This window comes from Rhizobium lentis (assembly GCF_014200175.1).
Lineage (GTDB): Bacteria > Pseudomonadota > Alphaproteobacteria > Rhizobiales > Rhizobiaceae > Rhizobium > Rhizobium mulingense.
The window spans coordinates 413,431-430,573 of record NZ_JACHBD010000005.1 but is presented as its reverse complement, the minus strand read 5'-3'; the positions used below and the strand labels follow the sequence as shown (position 1 = coordinate 430,573).

At 61.7% G+C, this 17,143-nt stretch carries 17 protein-coding genes; 10 read left to right on the top strand and 7 right to left on the bottom strand.

Features of this window, described 5'->3' with window-relative positions:
* Positions 1-110: 110 nt before the first annotated feature.
* The gene (locus GGI60_RS15005) at positions 111-2,105 is read left to right on the top strand and encodes a polysaccharide biosynthesis protein (protein WP_183916981.1); all 1,995 of its coding nucleotides are present in this window, start codon (positions 111-113) and stop codon (positions 2,103-2,105) included.
* Positions 2,106-2,138: 33 nt separating this feature from the next.
* Here GGI60_RS15005 and GGI60_RS15000 read toward each other — a convergent pair whose 3' ends face one another.
* From GGI60_RS15000 to GGI60_RS14990, 3 genes are all read right to left on the bottom strand, one after another.
* A complete protein-coding gene (locus GGI60_RS15000) occupies positions 2,139-3,413 on the bottom strand; it encodes an O-antigen ligase (protein WP_183916979.1) in 1,275 nt (424 codons plus the stop codon).
* Between the two features lie 302 nt (positions 3,414-3,715).
* Positions 3,716-3,967 carry a hypothetical protein gene (locus GGI60_RS14995; RefSeq protein ID WP_183916977.1) on the bottom strand — a complete coding sequence of 84 codons (252 nt, stop codon included), beginning with the start codon at positions 3,965-3,967 and terminating at the stop codon, positions 3,716-3,718.
* 52 nt (positions 3,968-4,019) lie between these two features.
* On the bottom strand, positions 4,020-4,418 hold the full coding sequence (locus GGI60_RS14990; protein ID WP_183916975.1) for a DUF2934 domain-containing protein: 399 nt from the start codon (positions 4,416-4,418) through the stop codon (positions 4,020-4,022).
* A 144-nt stretch (positions 4,419-4,562) separates the two neighbouring features.
* On the opposite strand from GGI60_RS14990, the gene GGI60_RS14985 reads away from it, so the two are divergent.
* Together GGI60_RS14985 and uxuA are read left to right on the top strand one after the other, a co-directional pair.
* Positions 4,563-5,285 (top strand): GntR family transcriptional regulator, encoded by a 723-nt coding sequence (locus GGI60_RS14985; RefSeq protein WP_183916973.1) that lies wholly within the window; start codon positions 4,563-4,565, stop codon positions 5,283-5,285.
* 43 nt (positions 5,286-5,328) lie between these two features.
* Positions 5,329-6,516, top strand: a complete 1,188-nt coding sequence (gene uxuA, locus GGI60_RS14980) for a mannonate dehydratase (protein ID WP_183916971.1) — start codon at positions 5,329-5,331, stop codon at positions 6,514-6,516.
* Positions 6,517-6,570: 54 nt separating this feature from the next.
* Here the strand turns inward: uxuA and GGI60_RS14975 are convergent, their stop codons facing one another.
* On the bottom strand, positions 6,571-7,218 hold the full coding sequence (locus GGI60_RS14975; RefSeq protein WP_183916969.1) for a TetR/AcrR family transcriptional regulator: 648 nt from the start codon (positions 7,216-7,218) through the stop codon (positions 6,571-6,573).
* 134 nt (positions 7,219-7,352) lie between these two features.
* Between GGI60_RS14975 and GGI60_RS14970 the strand changes: the two genes are divergently transcribed.
* Together GGI60_RS14970 and GGI60_RS14965 are read left to right on the top strand one after the other, a co-directional pair.
* Positions 7,353-8,531, top strand: coding sequence for an HlyD family secretion protein (locus GGI60_RS14970; protein WP_183916968.1), 1,179 nt, complete (start codon positions 7,353-7,355; stop codon positions 8,529-8,531).
* Between the two features lie 23 nt (positions 8,532-8,554).
* On the top strand, positions 8,555-10,144 hold the full coding sequence (locus tag GGI60_RS14965; protein ID WP_183916966.1) for a DHA2 family efflux MFS transporter permease subunit: 1,590 nt from the start codon (positions 8,555-8,557) through the stop codon (positions 10,142-10,144).
* A gap of 74 nt (positions 10,145-10,218) precedes the next feature.
* On the opposite strand, the gene GGI60_RS14960 is transcribed toward GGI60_RS14965, so the two are convergent.
* Positions 10,219-11,088 carry an aldose 1-epimerase family protein gene (locus tag GGI60_RS14960; RefSeq protein ID WP_183916964.1) on the bottom strand — a complete coding sequence of 290 codons (870 nt, stop codon included), beginning with the start codon at positions 11,086-11,088 and terminating at the stop codon, positions 10,219-10,221.
* A gap of 37 nt (positions 11,089-11,125) precedes the next feature.
* On the bottom strand, positions 11,126-11,455 hold the full coding sequence (locus GGI60_RS14955) for a DUF6665 family protein (protein WP_183916962.1): 330 nt from the start codon (positions 11,453-11,455) through the stop codon (positions 11,126-11,128).
* Positions 11,456-11,597: 142 nt separating this feature from the next.
* On the opposite strand from GGI60_RS14955, the gene GGI60_RS14950 reads away from it, so the two are divergent.
* The 4 genes from GGI60_RS14950 (at position 11,598) to GGI60_RS14935 (ending at position 15,068) form a co-directional block, all read left to right on the top strand.
* Positions 11,598-13,220 (top strand): ABC-F family ATP-binding cassette domain-containing protein, encoded by a 1,623-nt coding sequence (locus tag GGI60_RS14950; protein WP_183916960.1) that lies wholly within the window; start codon positions 11,598-11,600, stop codon positions 13,218-13,220.
* A 141-nt stretch (positions 13,221-13,361) separates the two neighbouring features.
* Positions 13,362-13,952, top strand: a complete 591-nt coding sequence (locus GGI60_RS14945; RefSeq protein WP_183916958.1) for a hypothetical protein — start codon at positions 13,362-13,364, stop codon at positions 13,950-13,952.
* Positions 13,953-14,052: 100 nt separating this feature from the next.
* Positions 14,053-14,217 (top strand): DUF1328 domain-containing protein, encoded by a 165-nt coding sequence (locus GGI60_RS14940; protein WP_003571841.1) that lies wholly within the window; start codon positions 14,053-14,055, stop codon positions 14,215-14,217.
* A gap of 329 nt (positions 14,218-14,546) precedes the next feature.
* Entirely contained in the window at positions 14,547-15,068 is a 522-nt protein-coding gene (locus GGI60_RS14935) for a DUF992 domain-containing protein (RefSeq protein WP_183916956.1), read from the top strand.
* 138 nt (positions 15,069-15,206) lie between these two features.
* On the opposite strand, the gene GGI60_RS14930 is transcribed toward GGI60_RS14935, so the two are convergent.
* A complete protein-coding gene (locus tag GGI60_RS14930; protein WP_183916954.1) occupies positions 15,207-16,136 on the bottom strand; it encodes a LysR family transcriptional regulator in 930 nt (309 codons plus the stop codon).
* A gap of 72 nt (positions 16,137-16,208) precedes the next feature.
* Between GGI60_RS14930 and GGI60_RS14925 the strand changes: the two genes are divergently transcribed.
* Positions 16,209-17,126: a DMT family transporter gene (locus GGI60_RS14925; RefSeq protein WP_183916952.1), complete on the top strand. Its 918-nt coding sequence runs from the start codon at positions 16,209-16,211 to the stop codon at positions 17,124-17,126.
* Positions 17,127-17,143: the final 17 nt, after the last annotated feature.

The following is a 17,143-nucleotide window of genomic DNA, read 5'->3' as shown; positions in this document are numbered from 1 at the left end:
CGATAGATAAGCGGTGCGGAAGACCTTGATTTCCGATTATTTCAGTTGCGCTCATTGTAGAAAATGACAAGAAGGTGATTGTCTGATGATCTGCGAGACGCTGGGAAGCAATGCCTGAAAATACCCCCACTGAGACGCCACGCTCAGCATGGTTCTTAGTGCCGATGCAGGCGCTCGTCGCCCCTTTGCTGGCGATGCCGCGTGCTGCCAAACGCGCGCTCGCCTTGCTGGTGGATTCAAGCTTTTGCGTCCTGACGATCTGGCTGGCGTATTGCTTCCGCCTCAACGAATGGACCGTTCTGACCGGCGTGCAGTGGTTGCCGGTCTTTGTGTCCCTGTGCATGGCCCTTCCGATCTTCATCGTCATGGGCATGTATCGGGCAATTTTCCGTTACGCCGGTCTTGCCGCTTTCATCGCGGTTCTAAAGGCTATTGCGATCTACGGCGTCGCCTTCATGACGATATTTACGGCGCTGAGCGTTCCGGGCGTTCCTAGAACGGTCGGTATTCTTCAGCCCTTCCTGCTGCTGATTGCGATCGGACTGTCCCGGTTGGGTATCCGCTATTGGCTCGGCGATACCTATCAGCGGATCCTTCACCAGAATACGCTCGCCAAGGTGCTGATCTACGGGGCAGGAAATGCCGGCCGGCAACTCGCCGGCGCCCTGACGAACAGCGCCGAACTCAATGTCGTCGGTTACCTGGATGATGATCCGCGTCTTAAGGGCGGCATCATGGGCGGCTTGCCGATCTACGACCCGTCGGACCTTCCGGTGCTCGCCGAAGCTCTTGGCGTGCATAACGTGCTTCTTGCCCTTCCATCCGCATCGCGGCAGCGGCGCAACGAAATCCTCGAGCGCATCCGCAAAGCCAGGGTGAATGTTCGCACGTTGCCAGATCTGACGGCGCTTGCTCAGGGCCGTGTCGCCGTCTCCGACATTCGCGAGTTGGAGATCGAAGACCTGCTGGGCAGGGAAGCGGTAGCGCCGCGGCAGGAATTGCTCGACAAGGCGATGCGCAAAAAGGTGGTGATGGTCACGGGCGCCGGCGGTTCCATCGGCGGGGAACTTTGTCGCCAGATTCTGCGCAATGCGCCTTCGACCCTCATCCTCATCGATCAGAACGAGTTTTCGCTTTATAATATTCACGCCGAATTGCTAAAGCTGGCCGAACTTTACCAGCAGGAAAGCGTGCAGATCGTTCCGATCCTTTGTTCCGTCCGCGACCAGGACCGCATGGAACATATCATGCAGAGCTGGCGGCCTCAGACGCTCTATCATGCGGCCGCTTACAAGCATGTGCCTCTCGTCGAACATAATGCCGTGGAGGGCATCAAGAACAACGTCATGGGGACGCTGATCACCGCACGCGCGGCGAACAAATGCGGCGTCTTGAATTTTGTGCTGATCAGCACGGACAAAGCCGTGCGTCCGACGAATGTGATGGGCGCCAGCAAGAGGCTGGCGGAGATGGTTCTGCAGGCGCTCGCAGCAGAACCGGCCGTTGACAGAGTGCGCACGAATTTCTCCATGGTCCGGTTCGGAAACGTGCTCGGTTCCTCCGGATCCGTCGTGCCGCTGTTCCGGCAGCAGATCAAGGACGGCGGGCCGGTTACCCTGACGCACCCGAAAATAACCCGGTACTTCATGACCATTTCGGAGGCCTCGCAACTGGTCATTCAAGCAGGCGCCATGGCCGAGGGCGGGGATGTTTTCCTGCTCGACATGGGCGAGCCCGTCCGCATCGCAGACCTCGCCCGCAAGATGGTCGAGCTTTCGGGATTGACCATCCGCGACGAGGATAATCCCGAAGGGGACATCGAGCTTTCCGTTACCGGCCTGAGGCCCGGCGAGAAGCTTTATGAAGAACTTTTGATCGGGGATAACCCTGAAACAACCGAACATCCCCGGATTATGAAAGCGCGCGAGGATTTCCTGTTCTGGCCGGAGCTTTCGAAGAAGCTCAGCTTGCTCAACGCGGCATTGGATCGAAACGATATGGTCGCGGCACGCGCGACCTTGGCAGAGCTCGTCTCCGGCTATTCCTCAACCGGTGAGGTTTCGGATCTTGCCTTCACCGGCGCCGAAACCGTTCCGGCGGCCTAAAGACGACAACGCGCAAGCGTCGAGCGCAGGAATTCAGCTTCGCACGACGGGCGTGAAGACTGTGCTACCCCGATCCAAGCAAATCAGGGCGACCATATAGGCGAAGATCGGATCCAGTGCCTTTTGGTTGAACATGATGCCGACGCTGCCGGTAACAACGTAGCTGCTGGTGAGCAGAAGAGCGAGCGCCATGGACAGGTCCCTGCCGGGACCGGGTTCCTTTTTCCACGCGGCTATCAAGGGCGTCAGGAGCAGCAGCGAAAGCGCCGCGATGCCGACAACGCCGGCGTCGATTCCCGCTGTCAGAAAGCCGTTATGGACATGCGAGAAGGTCAAGTATGGCCGCATGCTGTCCGGTAGTTCCGCCAAGACCGAGGCCATCCTGTTTTGCGGGCCATAACCGGTCAACGGATCCTTGCTGATTGCCGACAGTGCGCCTTTGTACAAAGCGACTCGTGCGCTGAGTGAGGTAATCTCACCTTCACTGCGTTCAAGCGCTGCCATATTTTCCTGCAGCGCCTGGATGCGGTGGATGATCTGGCCGCTGCCGAGCGCGATAAGTCCCGCAAACAGCAAAGAGCCGGTGATAGCGAGACTGCGCAAACTCAGATGGAAGCTGTGTTTGCGAAAATACCAGAGAAGGATGACGAGATGGACGGGAATGGCCAGCCACGCCGAGCGCGTTCCCGAAAGCAGCACGCAGCCGAGGCCAGCGGCATATCCCAAGATCGCAATTCTTTGCTCGACGCTTTTAGGAGATTGAACGTTAAGAAGCGCAACGCCGCCGAAAAGAAGGCCTATGATTCCGAGGAGTGCGGCATTCGACGTCCCAGCCTCTGCTCTCTCCATCAGAAACATGATCTGCAGCAGGCTGACGAGAAAGGTAACGATCATGCCGATCCCGGCGCCGAGGATAAATAGCGGCACGAGACGGCCATCGGGAGATTGGCGCATTCGCGGCAATATCAGCCAGATCGAAAAGAAGGGCAGGAGCCGGAATATCCAGTCTGCGACTTCGGAGTAAGGCGGGTTAATGAAGATGCTGGCGATCATCACCAGCGGGTAGATCGTCATGCAGATGGCGACTACCCGGTCCGATTTCGAAAAGTTCAGCGGAAAGCGGGCCGTCGCCAGTAAGTAGATGCCCGAGAGCATCGACCCGAGGAGGATGAACCCGTTGAAATTAGGTGAAAGTCCGGGCAGGATTGCGAAGAGAAAAACCGCAATGCCGTTGGTTCGATCAAGCGCGCTTCCGGACCCGCTGCCGGGATGAAGTACCGCAATCACGAGTTGCCTGAAATAATTCACTTTGCTGATCCTGAGGTGTCATTGATCCAGCCTCGCTAAGGACCGATGTCACCGCTGTCAAGCTGTGCGCGCGGGCCTAGCTCGCGCTTTTCTCATTATTGTATTCCGGCAACAGCAAACCCGGATGCTTCTTGCTCTATCGGTGATGCGCCGCAGCGCCCGGCAACGGCAAAGCTGATGCGATGACGAAAGACGTTTGAAGTGCGGCCTTGCCGTGGGGTTTGTCATTTCCGCGTATGGAAGCACACGATCCGGCTTTATCGTTATTCCCGCTGGCGCGGCTTATTCGTTGATGTCTCCAGCTAACGCCAATATGAGCGGGCCGAGCTTTCCGCCGATGATCGACCAAGGAGATAACCGAAGCCGAACGCCGCAATACCGATGCCAAGCAACAATGCGCTTGCCGTGTGCGGGTGTTCTCTCGCGCCGGCGGTTACTGCATAGGCCTCGCGTTTCACTCGGCCAGCCGCCGATTGGGCGGCCTTGGCCAATCCTTCCGGCTGTTCGACGGGTGTGCCGGTGAAGCCGGCGTCCAAATCCTGTTTGTCAGCCATGTCGGGACCTTTCCTGTGTTGCCCATCCTAAATTTTGATCGAGACTGCAGTTTCAATCCTGCTCACGTGTGCCGGGTGAGGCTTCGCGTTGATCCGCGTCTTCGAGATCCGTCTTGACGAGGAAGGTGTCGCGATGCTCGCGCGACGCCTCTCGCAGTGCCTCGAGCCTGGGAGGATTGTTCTCACCCCGTGCATCGAGCTCGTGCTCGGCGCGGATCCAGTGATCCCGATGCTTGCCCTCCGGCCTTCCTTCCTTCTCCCACAGCGAGTATGCCCTTTTCCGGATCTCGTCCTCGCGGGTGGCTGGCTGAGAACCGATGCTCTGCTCTGCGGGTTCCTGAATGGCTCGCCGTGCCGTCTTCCCTTTGCCTGCGCCGGCGGGGGGTGAAGCCTTCAGCCGCGTGTCGTCGGTCGCGATTTCGTTTCTTTTGCGTCGTAACGGATTTTTCATCGGCGCCTCCTTGATGGGATCTCAACCAATTCCGCTGATCTAAGTTCCCATTGGCTGCATTTTGAACGCCAGGTATCCACGAGCCTTGGCAACCGTGTCACGACTGATATACTAGTATGCCACAAAGAATGTCCGGTACCGTTTATGAGACAAGATGCAGAAACCGCCGCGCTTTTAGGCCCGAGCTCGCAGGAAGCCGGCCGCAGGCTACGCCGCGTCACCACGGCCGGCGCCATCTACGAGCGCCTTTATGCCGACATCGTCTCGCTCCGAATGCCGCCTGGTCTGTTTTTGCAGGAAAAGCGGATTGCCGACGAATTCGGGGTCAGCCGCACACCGGTGCGCGAGGCGTTGCTGAGGCTCTCCGAAGGCGGACTTGTCGATATCTTTCCGCAGTCGGGCACCGTCGTGTCGCGCGTGCCGGTTTCGGCGATTCCGGAGGCGGTCATCGTGCGAAAAGCGCTCGAAGGCACGACCGCCGAGATGGCGGCTCAGACCGCCACCGGTGCCGATGTCGCCCGCCTCGATGCCATTATCGCCCGACAGCGCGCGCATGCCGCGGCCGGCAACGCCTCAAGCTTCCACGAGGAGGACGAGGCCTTTCATGAGGCGATCACGCAGATATCAGGTTATCCCGGCATCTGGGCGATCCTGAAGGCGGTCAAGGTGCAAATCGACCGGGCAAGGCGGCTGACGCTGCCGGCGCTTGGGCGTATGGGCAACGTGGTGTCCGAGCATATGATCATCCGCGACGCCCTTGCCGCCCATGATGCAGCGGCCGCCCGTAGCGCCATGATCCACCACTTGAGCGCCGTTATTCCCGATGTCGACGAGCTGCGCTCGCGTTACCCCGATTATTTCTGCTGACGGCAGGATCACCACGAAACGAAAAGCAAGGGAAGGAAGAAAGATGCGGCAGGGTTGGAGATGGTTCGGGCCGGAAGCGCCGGTGACGCTGGATGAGGTCCGTCAGACGGGCGCGACCAATATCGTCTCGTCGTTGCATCAGGTACCGATCGGCAGGGCTTGGACAGAAAAGGAAGTGCGCGAACGCCAATCGCTGATCGAGACTACGCCTGCCGATCGGTCGCCGCTCGTCTGGTCGGTGGTCGAAAGCATTCCGATTCCCGACGCCGTCAAGCGCAAGGGCGGTGCGGCAAAGGCCGAAATCGAGGCGTGGATTGCCAGCCTCGAAGCGGTCGCCGCCTGCGGCATCCCGATCGTCTGCTATAATTTCATGCCGGTCGTCGACTGGACCCGCACCGAACTCGATTTCGTGACGCCGACCGGCGCCACAGCCATGCGCTTCGATCACGAGCGCTTCGCAGCCTTCGACCTCTTCGTTCTGGAACGGCCGGATGCGGGGCAGCAATATTCGGCGGAAGACCGCGAACGGGCGCGTGTCGTCTTCGAGGCGATGTCGGAGGAGGAGATTGCCGAGATCACCCGCATCATCACTTCGGCTCTGCCGGGCTCGACCACCGAGCCCCTGACCATTCCGGCCTTCCGGGAAAAGCTGGTCGCCTACAGCGGCATCGATGCCGCACGGCTGCGCCGGCATCTGATCGAATTCCTGGAGGCGGTGACGCCGGCTGCCGAAGCCCGCGGCGTCAAGCTGACGCTGCATCCCGATGATCCGCCGCGTTCGCTGTTCGGTCTTCCCCGCATCGCTTCGACAGGGGATGATTATGCCGCGCTCTTCGATGCGGTGCCGTCGGCGGCGAACGGCATGTGTTACTGCACCGGCAGCCTTGGCGTGCGCGCCGACAACGACCTGCCGGCCATCGCCCGGCGCTTCGCCTCGCGCATCCACTTCGCCCATCTGCGCGCCACGACGCGCGAGGGCGACGGCCGGACCTTCCATGAAAGCGCGCATCTCGAAGGCGACGTCGATATGGTCGCGGTGCTCAGGGAGCTGGTGGCGGAAGACAAGCGCCGGGGTGCCGAAGACACCATCGTCTTCCGCTCCGACCACGGCCACCGCATGCTCGACGATCTCGACAAGGTCGTCACCCCCGGCTATCCGGCGATTGGCCGCATGCGCGGCCTTGCCGAATTGCGCGGCATCCTGCATGCGTTGGGCGCGCCGCCGACCTGAGGGCGTCCCGTGGTTTCATCGGAAATCAACGCGCTCTGAAGCTTGAGCAACGCTTCAGAGCGCGCAACCCTTCAAAAAAAGAGCGGCGCACATCTTCGCCCTGGCGGCGATCTCCTCATTCCCAGGCGGCTGTTGCTGGCGCAGCATCGCCGCGCGCTGCGGCTCCAAGATCATCATGCCGCGCAGCATGCCGCAGGCAGCATGCGGATCGTCAAGCGCAATCAGCTTCCGGTCGATCTGCTTGCGCAGCCAATTCTCCATCAAGGTGTTGGTTCTGACGATCGCTTTCTCATAGAAGGCACTGGCGATCTCGGGAAAACGGTCGGATTCGCTGATGACGAGCCGGGTCACGGTGATCGTATCCAGCGACAGCGTCAGCATGCCATAGGCCGTCAGCATGCGCTCCAGTCCCTGTCGGACATCCGCCGCGGCGAGCGTGCCGGGGTCAAGCGCCGTGAGGAATCGTCCCGTCCGCTCCGTGATCATTTCGGAAAAGAGATCGGCCTTCGTCGGAAACAGCCGGTACAGCGTCTTGGTCGAAACCCCCGCGTCTTGAGCGATCGCGGCAATGCTGGCGGCGGCATAACCGCTCTGGTGGAATTGCCGGTTGGCCGCCTCGATGATCACGCTTTTCGTATCGTCGTCGCAACGGATTTGCGGCCGGCCTCTCGGTCTCTTCTCGATTTTGTGATTTTGGACCATGCCTATTTTCCAAATTCTGATTGACATCGATTTTATAGAGCATATTTTGGAAAGTATCAAGTTTCCTAAATAGCATTCCAGGCGAATTCAGAGGCCGCAGCCCAAGAGACGGCGACCGTCATCAGGAGAAGACAATGACCATCAAGATGCTGCATCCCCTCAACAACAACGCGGCTCCCGAAACTGCTGCCGAAGCCGCCCCGGCAAGCCTCGATGCCGGCCAGCCGCTGCGCATCGCCGATGCTGCCGCTGTCGAGGAAAGTCCCGCCCGCCGGCACGGCGGCCGCTCCCTGCTCGTCGGCGCCACGGCGCTGGTGCTGATTGCCGCCGGCGGCTACTACGGCCATGATTACTGGACGGTGGGCCGCTTCCACGTCTCGACCGACGATGCCTATGTGAAGGCCGACAATAGCACCATCGCCCCCAAGATTTCCGGCTATCTCACCGAGGTCCTGGTGATGGACAACGAGACGGTGAAGGCCGGCCAGCCGCTCGCCCGCATCGACGACCGTGACTTCAAGGCGGCCCTCGATCAGGCCAGGGCCGACGTCGCCGCCGCGGAAGCGACCGTCAACGCCAAGCAGGCTTCGCTCGATATCCAGCAATCGACGATCGCTGCCGCCCGCGCCACCGTCGATGTCGATCGCGCCAACGAGACCTTCGCCGAGCAGAACAACAAGCGTTATTCGAACCTCGCCACCAGCGGTTATGCCCCGGTCCAAACGGCGCAGCAGGCGGCCTCGCAAATCGCCGCTGCCCAGGCTTCGATCGTCCGCGACACGGCCTCGCTCGATGCCGCCGTCAAGCAGCTCGATCTGCTGAACGCCGAGCTGGCTCAGGCAAAGGCGGCCCTTGCGCGCAGCCAGGCCATCCAGCGCCAGGCCGAGCTCAACCTTTCCTATGCGACGATAACAGCCCCAGTCGACGGTACCGCCGGCAACCGGACGCTGCGCGTTGGCCAATATGTCCAGGCCGGCACCCAGCTGATGTCGGTCGTGCCGACGCGGGCGGCCTACATCATCGCCAACTACAAGGAAACACAGCTGACCGACGTTAAGGCCGGCCAGCCGGTCGATATCGAGGTCGATATGTTCCCCGGCCGCACCTATCGCGGCCATGTCGACAGTCTCGCTCCGGCAAGCGGCCAGGAATTCGCGCTGCTGCCGCCTGACAACGCCACCGGCAACTTCACCAAGGTCGTTCAGCGCATCCCGGTCAAGATCGTGCTCGACGGCGACGCTGCCGAAAACGGCGACCTGCGCCCCGGCATGTCGGTACAGCCTGATATCGATACCAGGAACGACCGTAGCTAGGCCGGGGACGAGGAGTTCGTGTCATGTCCACCATTGCAGCAACAGCCATCGCCGTTCCGCGGGAAAAAACCGGCGCCAGCACCAGAGACTGGATCGCCGTCCTCGCTGGCATGATCGGCGCCTTCATGGCAATCCTCAACATCCAGATCACCAATGCCTCGCTGCTCGATATCGAAGGCGGCATCGGAACGGGCGTCGACAACGGCGCCTGGATCTCCACTTCCTACCTGATCGGCGAGATCGTCGTCATTCCGCTGACGGCCTATTTCAGCAGCGTCTTCTCGTTCCGCCGCTATATTCTCGTCAATTCCATCCTGTTTCCGCTGTTCTCGATCGCCTGCGCCTTCGCGCATGATCTCGGCACGATGATCCTTTTGCGCGGCCTGCAGGGTTTTGCCGGCGGCGTACTGATTCCGATGGCCTTCACCATGGTGCTGACCAAGCTGCCGAAACCGCAGCAGCCGCTCGGCCTGGCGATCTTCGCGCTCTCCGTCACCTTCGCACCGGCGATAGGCCCGACCATTGGCGGTTATCTCACCGAAAACTATGGCTGGCAGACGATCTTCTTCATCAACGCCATCCCGAGCGCCGTCATGGCGGGCGCCCTTGCCCTGACGCTCGACAAGCAGCCGATGCAGCTTCGCCTCCTTAAGGAGGGCGACTGGGCCGGTATTGTCACCATGGCGATCGGCCTCTCGGCGCTGCAGACGGTGCTGGAGGAAGGCAACAAGGAGGATTGGTTCGCCTCGCCCTTCATAGTCAAGCTCAGCATCCTCGCCTTCGTCTTCCTCGCGGCCTTCATCTGGATCGAGCTGACCGTCAAGAAGCCGCTGGTCAAGCTCAGCCTGCTGACGCAGCGAAATTTCGGCATCGGCGTTGCCGTCAACGTGCTGGTCGGCGTCGCGCTTTTCGGCACTGTTTACATCCTACCGCAATATCTCGGCCAGGTGCAGCGCTACAATGCCGAGCAGATCGGCAACGTGCTGGCCTGGACCGGTCTGCCGCAGCTGCTGCTGATTCCGCTCGTGCCCCTAATGATGAGGCGCTTCGATGCGCGTTATATCGGCTTTCTCGGCATCTCGATCTTTGCGATCAGCTGCTTCCTCAACATCACGCTTTCGGCCGATACCGCCGGCGACCAGTTCTGGATTCCCAACATCGTGCGTGCCGTCGGTCAGGCCCTGGTACTGACGCCGATCACCGCCATCACCACCGCCGGCATCGCAGCCGCGGATGCCGCCGCCGCCTCGGGGCTCACCAACATGCTGCGCAATCTCGGCGGCGCCGTCGGCACGGCAACACTCGGCACGGTGCTGACCAAACGCGAGCAGTTTCATTCCAACATAATCGGTCAGTCGGTAACGCTCGGCCGCGATGAAGTCCGCGATCGTCTTGCACAAACGACCGCCTATTTCATGCAGCACGGGATTTCCGATCCTGCCGTCGCTGCACACAAGGCCGTTGCCGCTCTCGGTCAGATCGTCAGGCGCCAGGCCCTCATCCTGGGCTTTGCCGATACTTTCGCCGTCATCGGCGTCGTGCTGGCCATTGCTGCAGTCGCCTTGCTGCTCACTCAAAAACCGCGGCCCGGCGCTGTCGCCGGCGCCCACTGACAATCGGCACCGGCTAACGAACAACGGTTCCGAAATAAGAACTGCTTCGCGCGCCGACGGGGCGCGCGAAGCCTTTACGGCAAGATCTCGACCGTAAAGGCGAAACGCACCGTGGCCCCCGGCGACAGGATGGTGGTGTAGGGGCGTCGCGACAGCTCGGCCGAACCTCCGGCTTCCGCCGCCGTTCCGTGCCACGGTTCGACGCAGAGGAAGGGCGCGCCTGGTTTGGTCCACAGGGCAAGGTTGGGCAGGTTTTCGAATTGGAACCGCAGGTTCGGCCCGCCTTCGCCGCCGTAACGCAGCCCAGCGCCAGCACCCTTCGGGAAAATCATCGCGTCCTTCTCGAACATGGCGTGATCCAGCACCAGCCGGCCTTTATCGAATGGGGAGGGCAGTGAGGCCGGATTGGTAAGGCCCCCCTCCAGCCGCACGAGCGCCGGCTCGCCTTCATTGTCAAGCGTGATGGTGTGCGGGCGCCCGGCAGCGCCAGGCAACGGCCAGACGAAGGCCGGATGGAAGCCGAGACCGAAGGGCAGCGCCCTTGCGTCGCGATTGTTTACTTCTGCCGTCACCGTCAACGCGCGTCCTAGCACCGCATGTTCCACGGCCAGCAGGAAATCGAACGGATAGACCGCCCGCGTGGCTGCCGAGGCAGGAAGTTCGTGCCGGCACATGGTCGGCGTGGACGCGGCGAGGCTAAACTCGCTCCGCCGGGCAAAGCCATGCTGGGCCATCGGGTAGACCGTGCCGCCAATCGCCAGCTTGTCATCAGCCGCCTTACCGACGATCGGAAACAGGATCGGCGACCGTCCGGCCCAATAGGTCGCATCGCCCGTCCACAGCCAGGAGCGTCCATCGTTGCTGGTGAGCGCCTGCATCTCGGCACCGAGGGAGGAGACGTCGACGGCAAGATGCTGATTGCCGATCCGTATTGAGCCTGGCATCGCAATTTCCTTTCGCCCTGATGGGCCGGCCTTCACGTCATTTTCGTATGACGCCCAGTCTGGCAAGCACTTCGTTTGGGATGCCGTAACGCTGGATGGCGTCGCGATTGTTTCGCAAACCGCAGCTCTCGCGCTGAACGAAAAATGCCCAGACGGCATCGGAGGCTTCGTTGAGCAGCCTCTCGCGTTCCTCCGCGCTCTGGCGCTCGACGGCCCAGGCTTTTAACGCGGCCAGCGCTGCCTCCACCTTCAGCCCATGCCGCCCGAGCGAATTGGCGCGTTCCGACATCAGCCCATATTCGAGGACGTTGAAGCCATTGGCGTCCTGCTGCGACTGCCTGAAAGACTGCGGTAGGCGAACGCTCATTGGTTGGAAATCCTTAAATCAGCGTAGGCGGCGATATTATCCAATCAGAAGCCGGAGATCGAGAGGGTGGAAACGGGCCCTATCCCGACGTTTCCATGCGTGGCATAAGGGCGCCGAAACTTCCCGGACACCCGCGCACACCATGATTCGTATCGAAAATATCAGCAAGCAGCTCAGCCACCGGATCCTTTTCATCGAGGCCTCGGCCGCCCTCAACAGAGGCGAGAAGATCGGTCTGGTCGGCCCGAACGGCGCCGGCAAGACGACGATCTTCCGGATGATCAATGGCGAAGAGCAGCCCGATGAGGGGCAGGTCTCCTGCGAGAAGGGCGTGACGATCGGCTACTTCAATCAGGATGTCGGCGAGATGGCGGGTCACAGCGCCGTCGCCGAGGTGATGAACGGTGCCGGCCCGGTCAGCATCGTTGCCGGCGAACTGCGCGAGCTCGAGGCCGCCATGGCCGACCCGGAAAGGGCCGGCGACATGGAAGAGATCATCGAGCGTTACGGCGAGGTGCAGGCGCGTTACGAAGAGTTGGACGGCTATGCGCTCGAGGGCCGCGCCCGCGAGGTGCTTGCAGGCCTGAGCTTCAGCCAGGAGATGATGGACGGTGACGTCGGGGCGCTGTCGGGCGGCTGGAAGATGCGCGTGGCGCTTGCCCGCATCCTGCTCATGCGCCCCGACGTCATGCTGCTCGATGAACCGAGCAACCATCTCGATCTCGAAAGCCTGATCTGGCTCGAAGAGTTCCTGAAGGGCTATGAAGGGGCTCTCCTGATGACCTCGCACGACCGCGAGTTCATGAACCGCATCGTCAACAAGATCATCGAGATCGATGGCGGCGGCCTGACGGCCTATTCCGGCGACTATGAATTCTACGAGCAGCAGCGGGCGCAGAACGAGAAGCAGCAGCAGGCCCAGTTCGAGCGTCAGCAGGCGATGCTCGCCAAGGAGATCAAATTCATCGAGCGGTTCAAGGCGCGGGCCTCGCATGCCTCACAGGTCCAGAGCCGGGTGAAGAAGCTGGAAAAGATTGACCGGGTGGAGCCACCCAAGCGCCGCCAGTCGGTCGCTTTTGAGTTCCAGGCCGCGCCGCGCTCTGGCGAGGACGTGGTCAGCCTGAAGAATGTCCATAAGAAATATGGCAGCCGAAGCATCTATGAGGGACTCGACTTCATGGTTCGCCGCAAGGAGCGCTGGTGCATCATGGGCATCAATGGCGCCGGTAAGTCGACGCTGCTGAAGCTGGTGACCGGCACCACCACACCGGATGAAGGCATCGTCGCGCTCGGCGCCAGCGTCAAGATGGGTTACTTCGCCCAGCACGCCATGGATATCCTCGACGGCGAGCGGACGGTGTTCCAATCGCTGGAAGACAGGTTTCCTCAGGCAGGGCAGGGGCCATTGCGGGCGCTTGCCGGCTGTTTCGGCTTTTCCGGCGACGATGTCGAGAAACGGTGTCGGGTGCTCTCCGGCGGCGAGAAGGCGCGGCTGGTCATGGCGATGATGCTGTTCGATCCGCCGAACCTGCTCGTGCTCGACGAGCCGACCAACCATCTCGACCTCGACACCAAGGAGATGCTGATCAAGGCGCTTTCGCAATATGAGGGCACCATGCTCTTCGTCTCGCACGACCGACACTTCTTGGCTGCGCTCTCCAACCGCGTGCTGGAACTGACGCCGGAGGGTGTCCACCAATATGGAGGCGGTTATACGGAATATGTGGCGCGCACCGGTCACGAGGCACCTGGCCTGCGGAGCTGACGGCTATTCTTCGGGGCGCGCCGCAAGGCGCGCCTTCACCGACCCGTCGGGCCATGTCTGGGAAGTTGTGCGGGAACTGCAATAGGCGGTTTTCTGTGAGCGACGCATAGCTTCGGCTGATATTGCCGGCGCTCTGCCACGATGATGACCTATTTCCGTGGTGTTCGGAGCCCTCTTCATTCAATCGGGAACGGGCGGGTCTGCATGGACTGGATCAATCGTTATATCGATCAGCCGCTACTGCACGGTGCGGCGGGCTTGCTGCGGAGTTGGCACATCCGCACGCGGCAGCCGCCGGAACTGTTGGAGCCGACGTGGAATCTCGTCGTGCTCTCTTTTCTCCTTGTCGCGAGCGGGCAGGTGATGGCCGGGAGGCCTTTCGCACTCAGCGTCACCGCGCTGGTCATGCTGGCCCTGCCGTCGGCCAGAAAGCTGCTTTCGGCGGCAAAGGCGCGAGGAAGCGCCTATGGCGCCCGGGAGTACAAGTCGCTAAGGGCGCGCGCCGTGGCAAAACGTGAGGCGGAGTGGTCGGTGCGGATCATTGTTCTGTCCTCGTCGGCCTGCCTTCCGTTCATCGCTCGCATTGACGATCCGACGGGCGCCTGTTTCATGCTGGGGGCAAGCGTCTGGTTCGTGCTAACCGGGCCGCTCAAGACCTATCTGGACGCGGCCGAGCCTCCCGAGCCGACCGAAGGCGACCGGACGTACAGCGGCGTCTTTCATTTCGGCTGAACGAAAGCCGATGCGATGCTCCCCCTGCCGGCCATGATAGACAGGGAACCAAACCGGGCGGTCTCCGTTATCTTCAGCAGCAACGTAAAAGGAGATTGCGATGCTTTACTACGCTCTGGTGTTTCTCGTTGTGGCCTTGATTGCCGGCGTCCTCGGATTTGGCGGCATCGCAGGGGCCTCAGCTTCCATTGCCCAGGTTCTGTTCTTCATATTCCTGGTGTTGTTCGTTGTCTCGCTCGTCATGCGCTTCATGCGCAGAGTATAGCGAGGAGAAATGAAGTATAAAACCCGGTGACAACCATCGCCGGGTTTTCCTTTTCTTGGTTGTCGCCCACGCGCCGGTGACAACTCGCTTTGGGCGAATGTGTTTTTTGTGCAACCATTCCTGACAAGATCGTGAAATGGCGCATGCGGCCCCGCATGCTGCCTTCGAAATGTCCTAATGGGGCTGAACCGTAAGCGCGTCGCTTGCGCTTCCCATGCGCTTTGACTGCGACACCAAACGGCACCGCTCTGGGATTGTTTTGCGATCCCCTCCGTTATCCGGTGCCGGCCAGCTGGGTGTTCCCGTCACGATTTGAGAAGGAGAGACTTATGAATGAAACTCTTGCGACGGCGTTTGCCGCGGTATCGTTGACGTTTGTCGGCGCGGGGGCGGTCAATGCCGCCGATCCCGTCACCAGAACATATGAAGAGCCGGACCTGCGCAATGGCGTGAAGATCGGTTATCTCACTTGCGATATCGGCGGAGGCACGGGTTATGTGCTGGGCTCCTCCAAGGAAGCAGACTGCGTCTTCCAGTCGATCGTCGGCAATGAGGTTCTAGATCACTATACCGGCGAAATGCGAAAGCTTGGCATCGATCTCGGCTTCACCACGCGCAGCCGGCTGATCTGGGCGGTGTTTGCGCCGACGGCCGGCTATCACCGCGGGTCGCTCGCCGGCCTTTATGTCGGCGCGAGCGCGGAGGCGACGCTCGGGGCCGGTGTCGGCGCCAACCTCCTGGTCGGCGGCACCTCCGGTTCAATCCATCTGCAGACGGTAAGCCTGACCGGCCAACTCGGCCTGAACGTTGCGGCCGGCAGCGCATCTATGACACTCACTCCGGCGGATTGACCGGTTGTTGACGCGCCCCTGCCGCGACGCGGCCGGGGCGTCAAGCCGCGCCTGTTTGCGGGCGCCGGAATGGACGATTATCCGAAATCTGGGACGGCCGTGACAAGCCGCCGAAACGTAAAGGATGCGGCGGCGAGTCTACGCTTTCGCCCTGCCGGGTGAGACAAAGGCGCTGATCGTCGCCTCGTCATGACCGGCTTCGTGCAGGAAGCGGCTGGCAAATTCGACGGCGGGACTTCGCAGTGCATCGTCCGGTCGAATGAGGTGAAAAGCGACGTGATAGTCGAGCGTACGGTTCGACACCGCCACGACCCGGCCGGCGGCGAGTGCCCCATCCGATAGGGGAGGGCGGGCGAGCGCGACGCCGAGTCCTTGCGCACAAGCATCGATCACCAGATTGTAATCCTCGAAGCGCCGGTCCTGGCCGCGCGGCGCATAATCGATACCTTCGCGAGAGAGCCAGCGGCGCCAGCCTTCGATATTGGAGTCGTGAAGGATCGGCAACGCTAGCAGGGAGGGCGCATCGGAGCGCCGCTCGAGCCGGTCGGCCAGCGCCGGGGCGGCGATCGGAAAGGATTTCTCCTGCCAGAGCGGCAGGGCGCGCACCCCGGCCCAAGGCCCCTTGCCGCAGCGGATGGCAAGATCCGTGCCTTCGCCGAAATCCGCCAACCGGTGCTCGAGCGTCAGCTCGACATGCAACTCGTTTCCTTCGAGCTTCGCCAGACGCTGGAACAGCCACAATGATGCGACCGAAGGCGTCACCGAAAGGCGCACCACCGCCTTGTTCGGCCGGGGCAGCCAGCGCTCGCCGCTATTGCCGAGCAAAGAAAGCGCTTCCTCGGCGCGCGCGAAAAACCGCATGCCCTCCGGCGTCAGGCGCACACCGCGGGCTTCGCGCGAAAACAGGCGCACGCCCATCCAGCGTTCGAGCCTCGACACCTGGCGGGACACGGCGCCATGGGTGATGCCGCTTTCCTCCGCGGCGGCGGAAAACGATCCGAGCCGGGCGGCGCGGGCAAAGGTTTCGAGCGTATCAAGTGGCGGAAGAACGGGCGAGCTGTGAACCATGTGCACATTTGATCATCGATTGAGATGCTTTTCAAGCACGCATCGTCAGCTTAATCCTTGGTCAACACACCAATGGAGGCGACAATGAGCATGGCGGCAAGCGCACCGGTTTCAGCGAAGGAGCAGGGCAGGTTCGATCTGGTTGCCTTTGCGGCGATCGTCGTCACTATTCTCTTCTGGGCCTCCTCCTTCGTGGTGATCCGCATCTGCCTCGGACCGCTGACGCCGATCGAGCTGGCGACGGCGCGCTATGTGGCAGCCGGCGCGCTCGCCCTCATCTACCTCGCCATCTATCGGCCGATGCCCGAAAAACGTGACGTCTTGCGCCTCTCCGTTGCGGCCGTGCTCTTCATCGCCGCCTATGCGGTTCTACTGAACACCGGCGAGCAGACGGTTGCGGCGGGACCGGCAAGCTTCATCATCAATACCATGCCCGTCTTCACCGCCCTCATCGCCACCTTCGCGCTCGGCGAGCGCTTCGGCCGCTGGGGCTGGGCGGGCACCGCAGTTTCCTTCGGCGGCGTGGCGTTGATCGCGGTCGCCTCGGATGACGGCTTCAAGCTCGATCCGAATGCAGTCCTGATCCTCGGCGCAGCGCTCTGCTCGGCGATCGCCAGCGTGCTGCAGAAACCGGTGCTCGGCCGACTGCCGGCGCTTGCCGTCACCGCCTGGATCCTGCTGATCGGCTCCGTGCCGCTGTTTCCGGCCGTTCCGGCGACGGTCCGCGCGCTGGCCGCCGCACCGGCGGAGGTCAACTGGGGCGTTGCCTATCTGGTTATCTTCCCGACCGCGATCGGCTATCTCACCTGGGCAATCGCATTGAAGCGGCTGACGGCAGGTCGCGCTTCGAATTTCCTCTACGGCGTGCCGCCGGTCGCAACGCTGATCGGTTTCGTCTGGCTCAGCGAGACGCCGACGGCACTCGGCGCGATTGGCGGCGCCATGGCGATCCTCGGTGTGTTGGTGGTCAATATCATGCGGAAACGGTGACGGCGCCGCGACGCCAG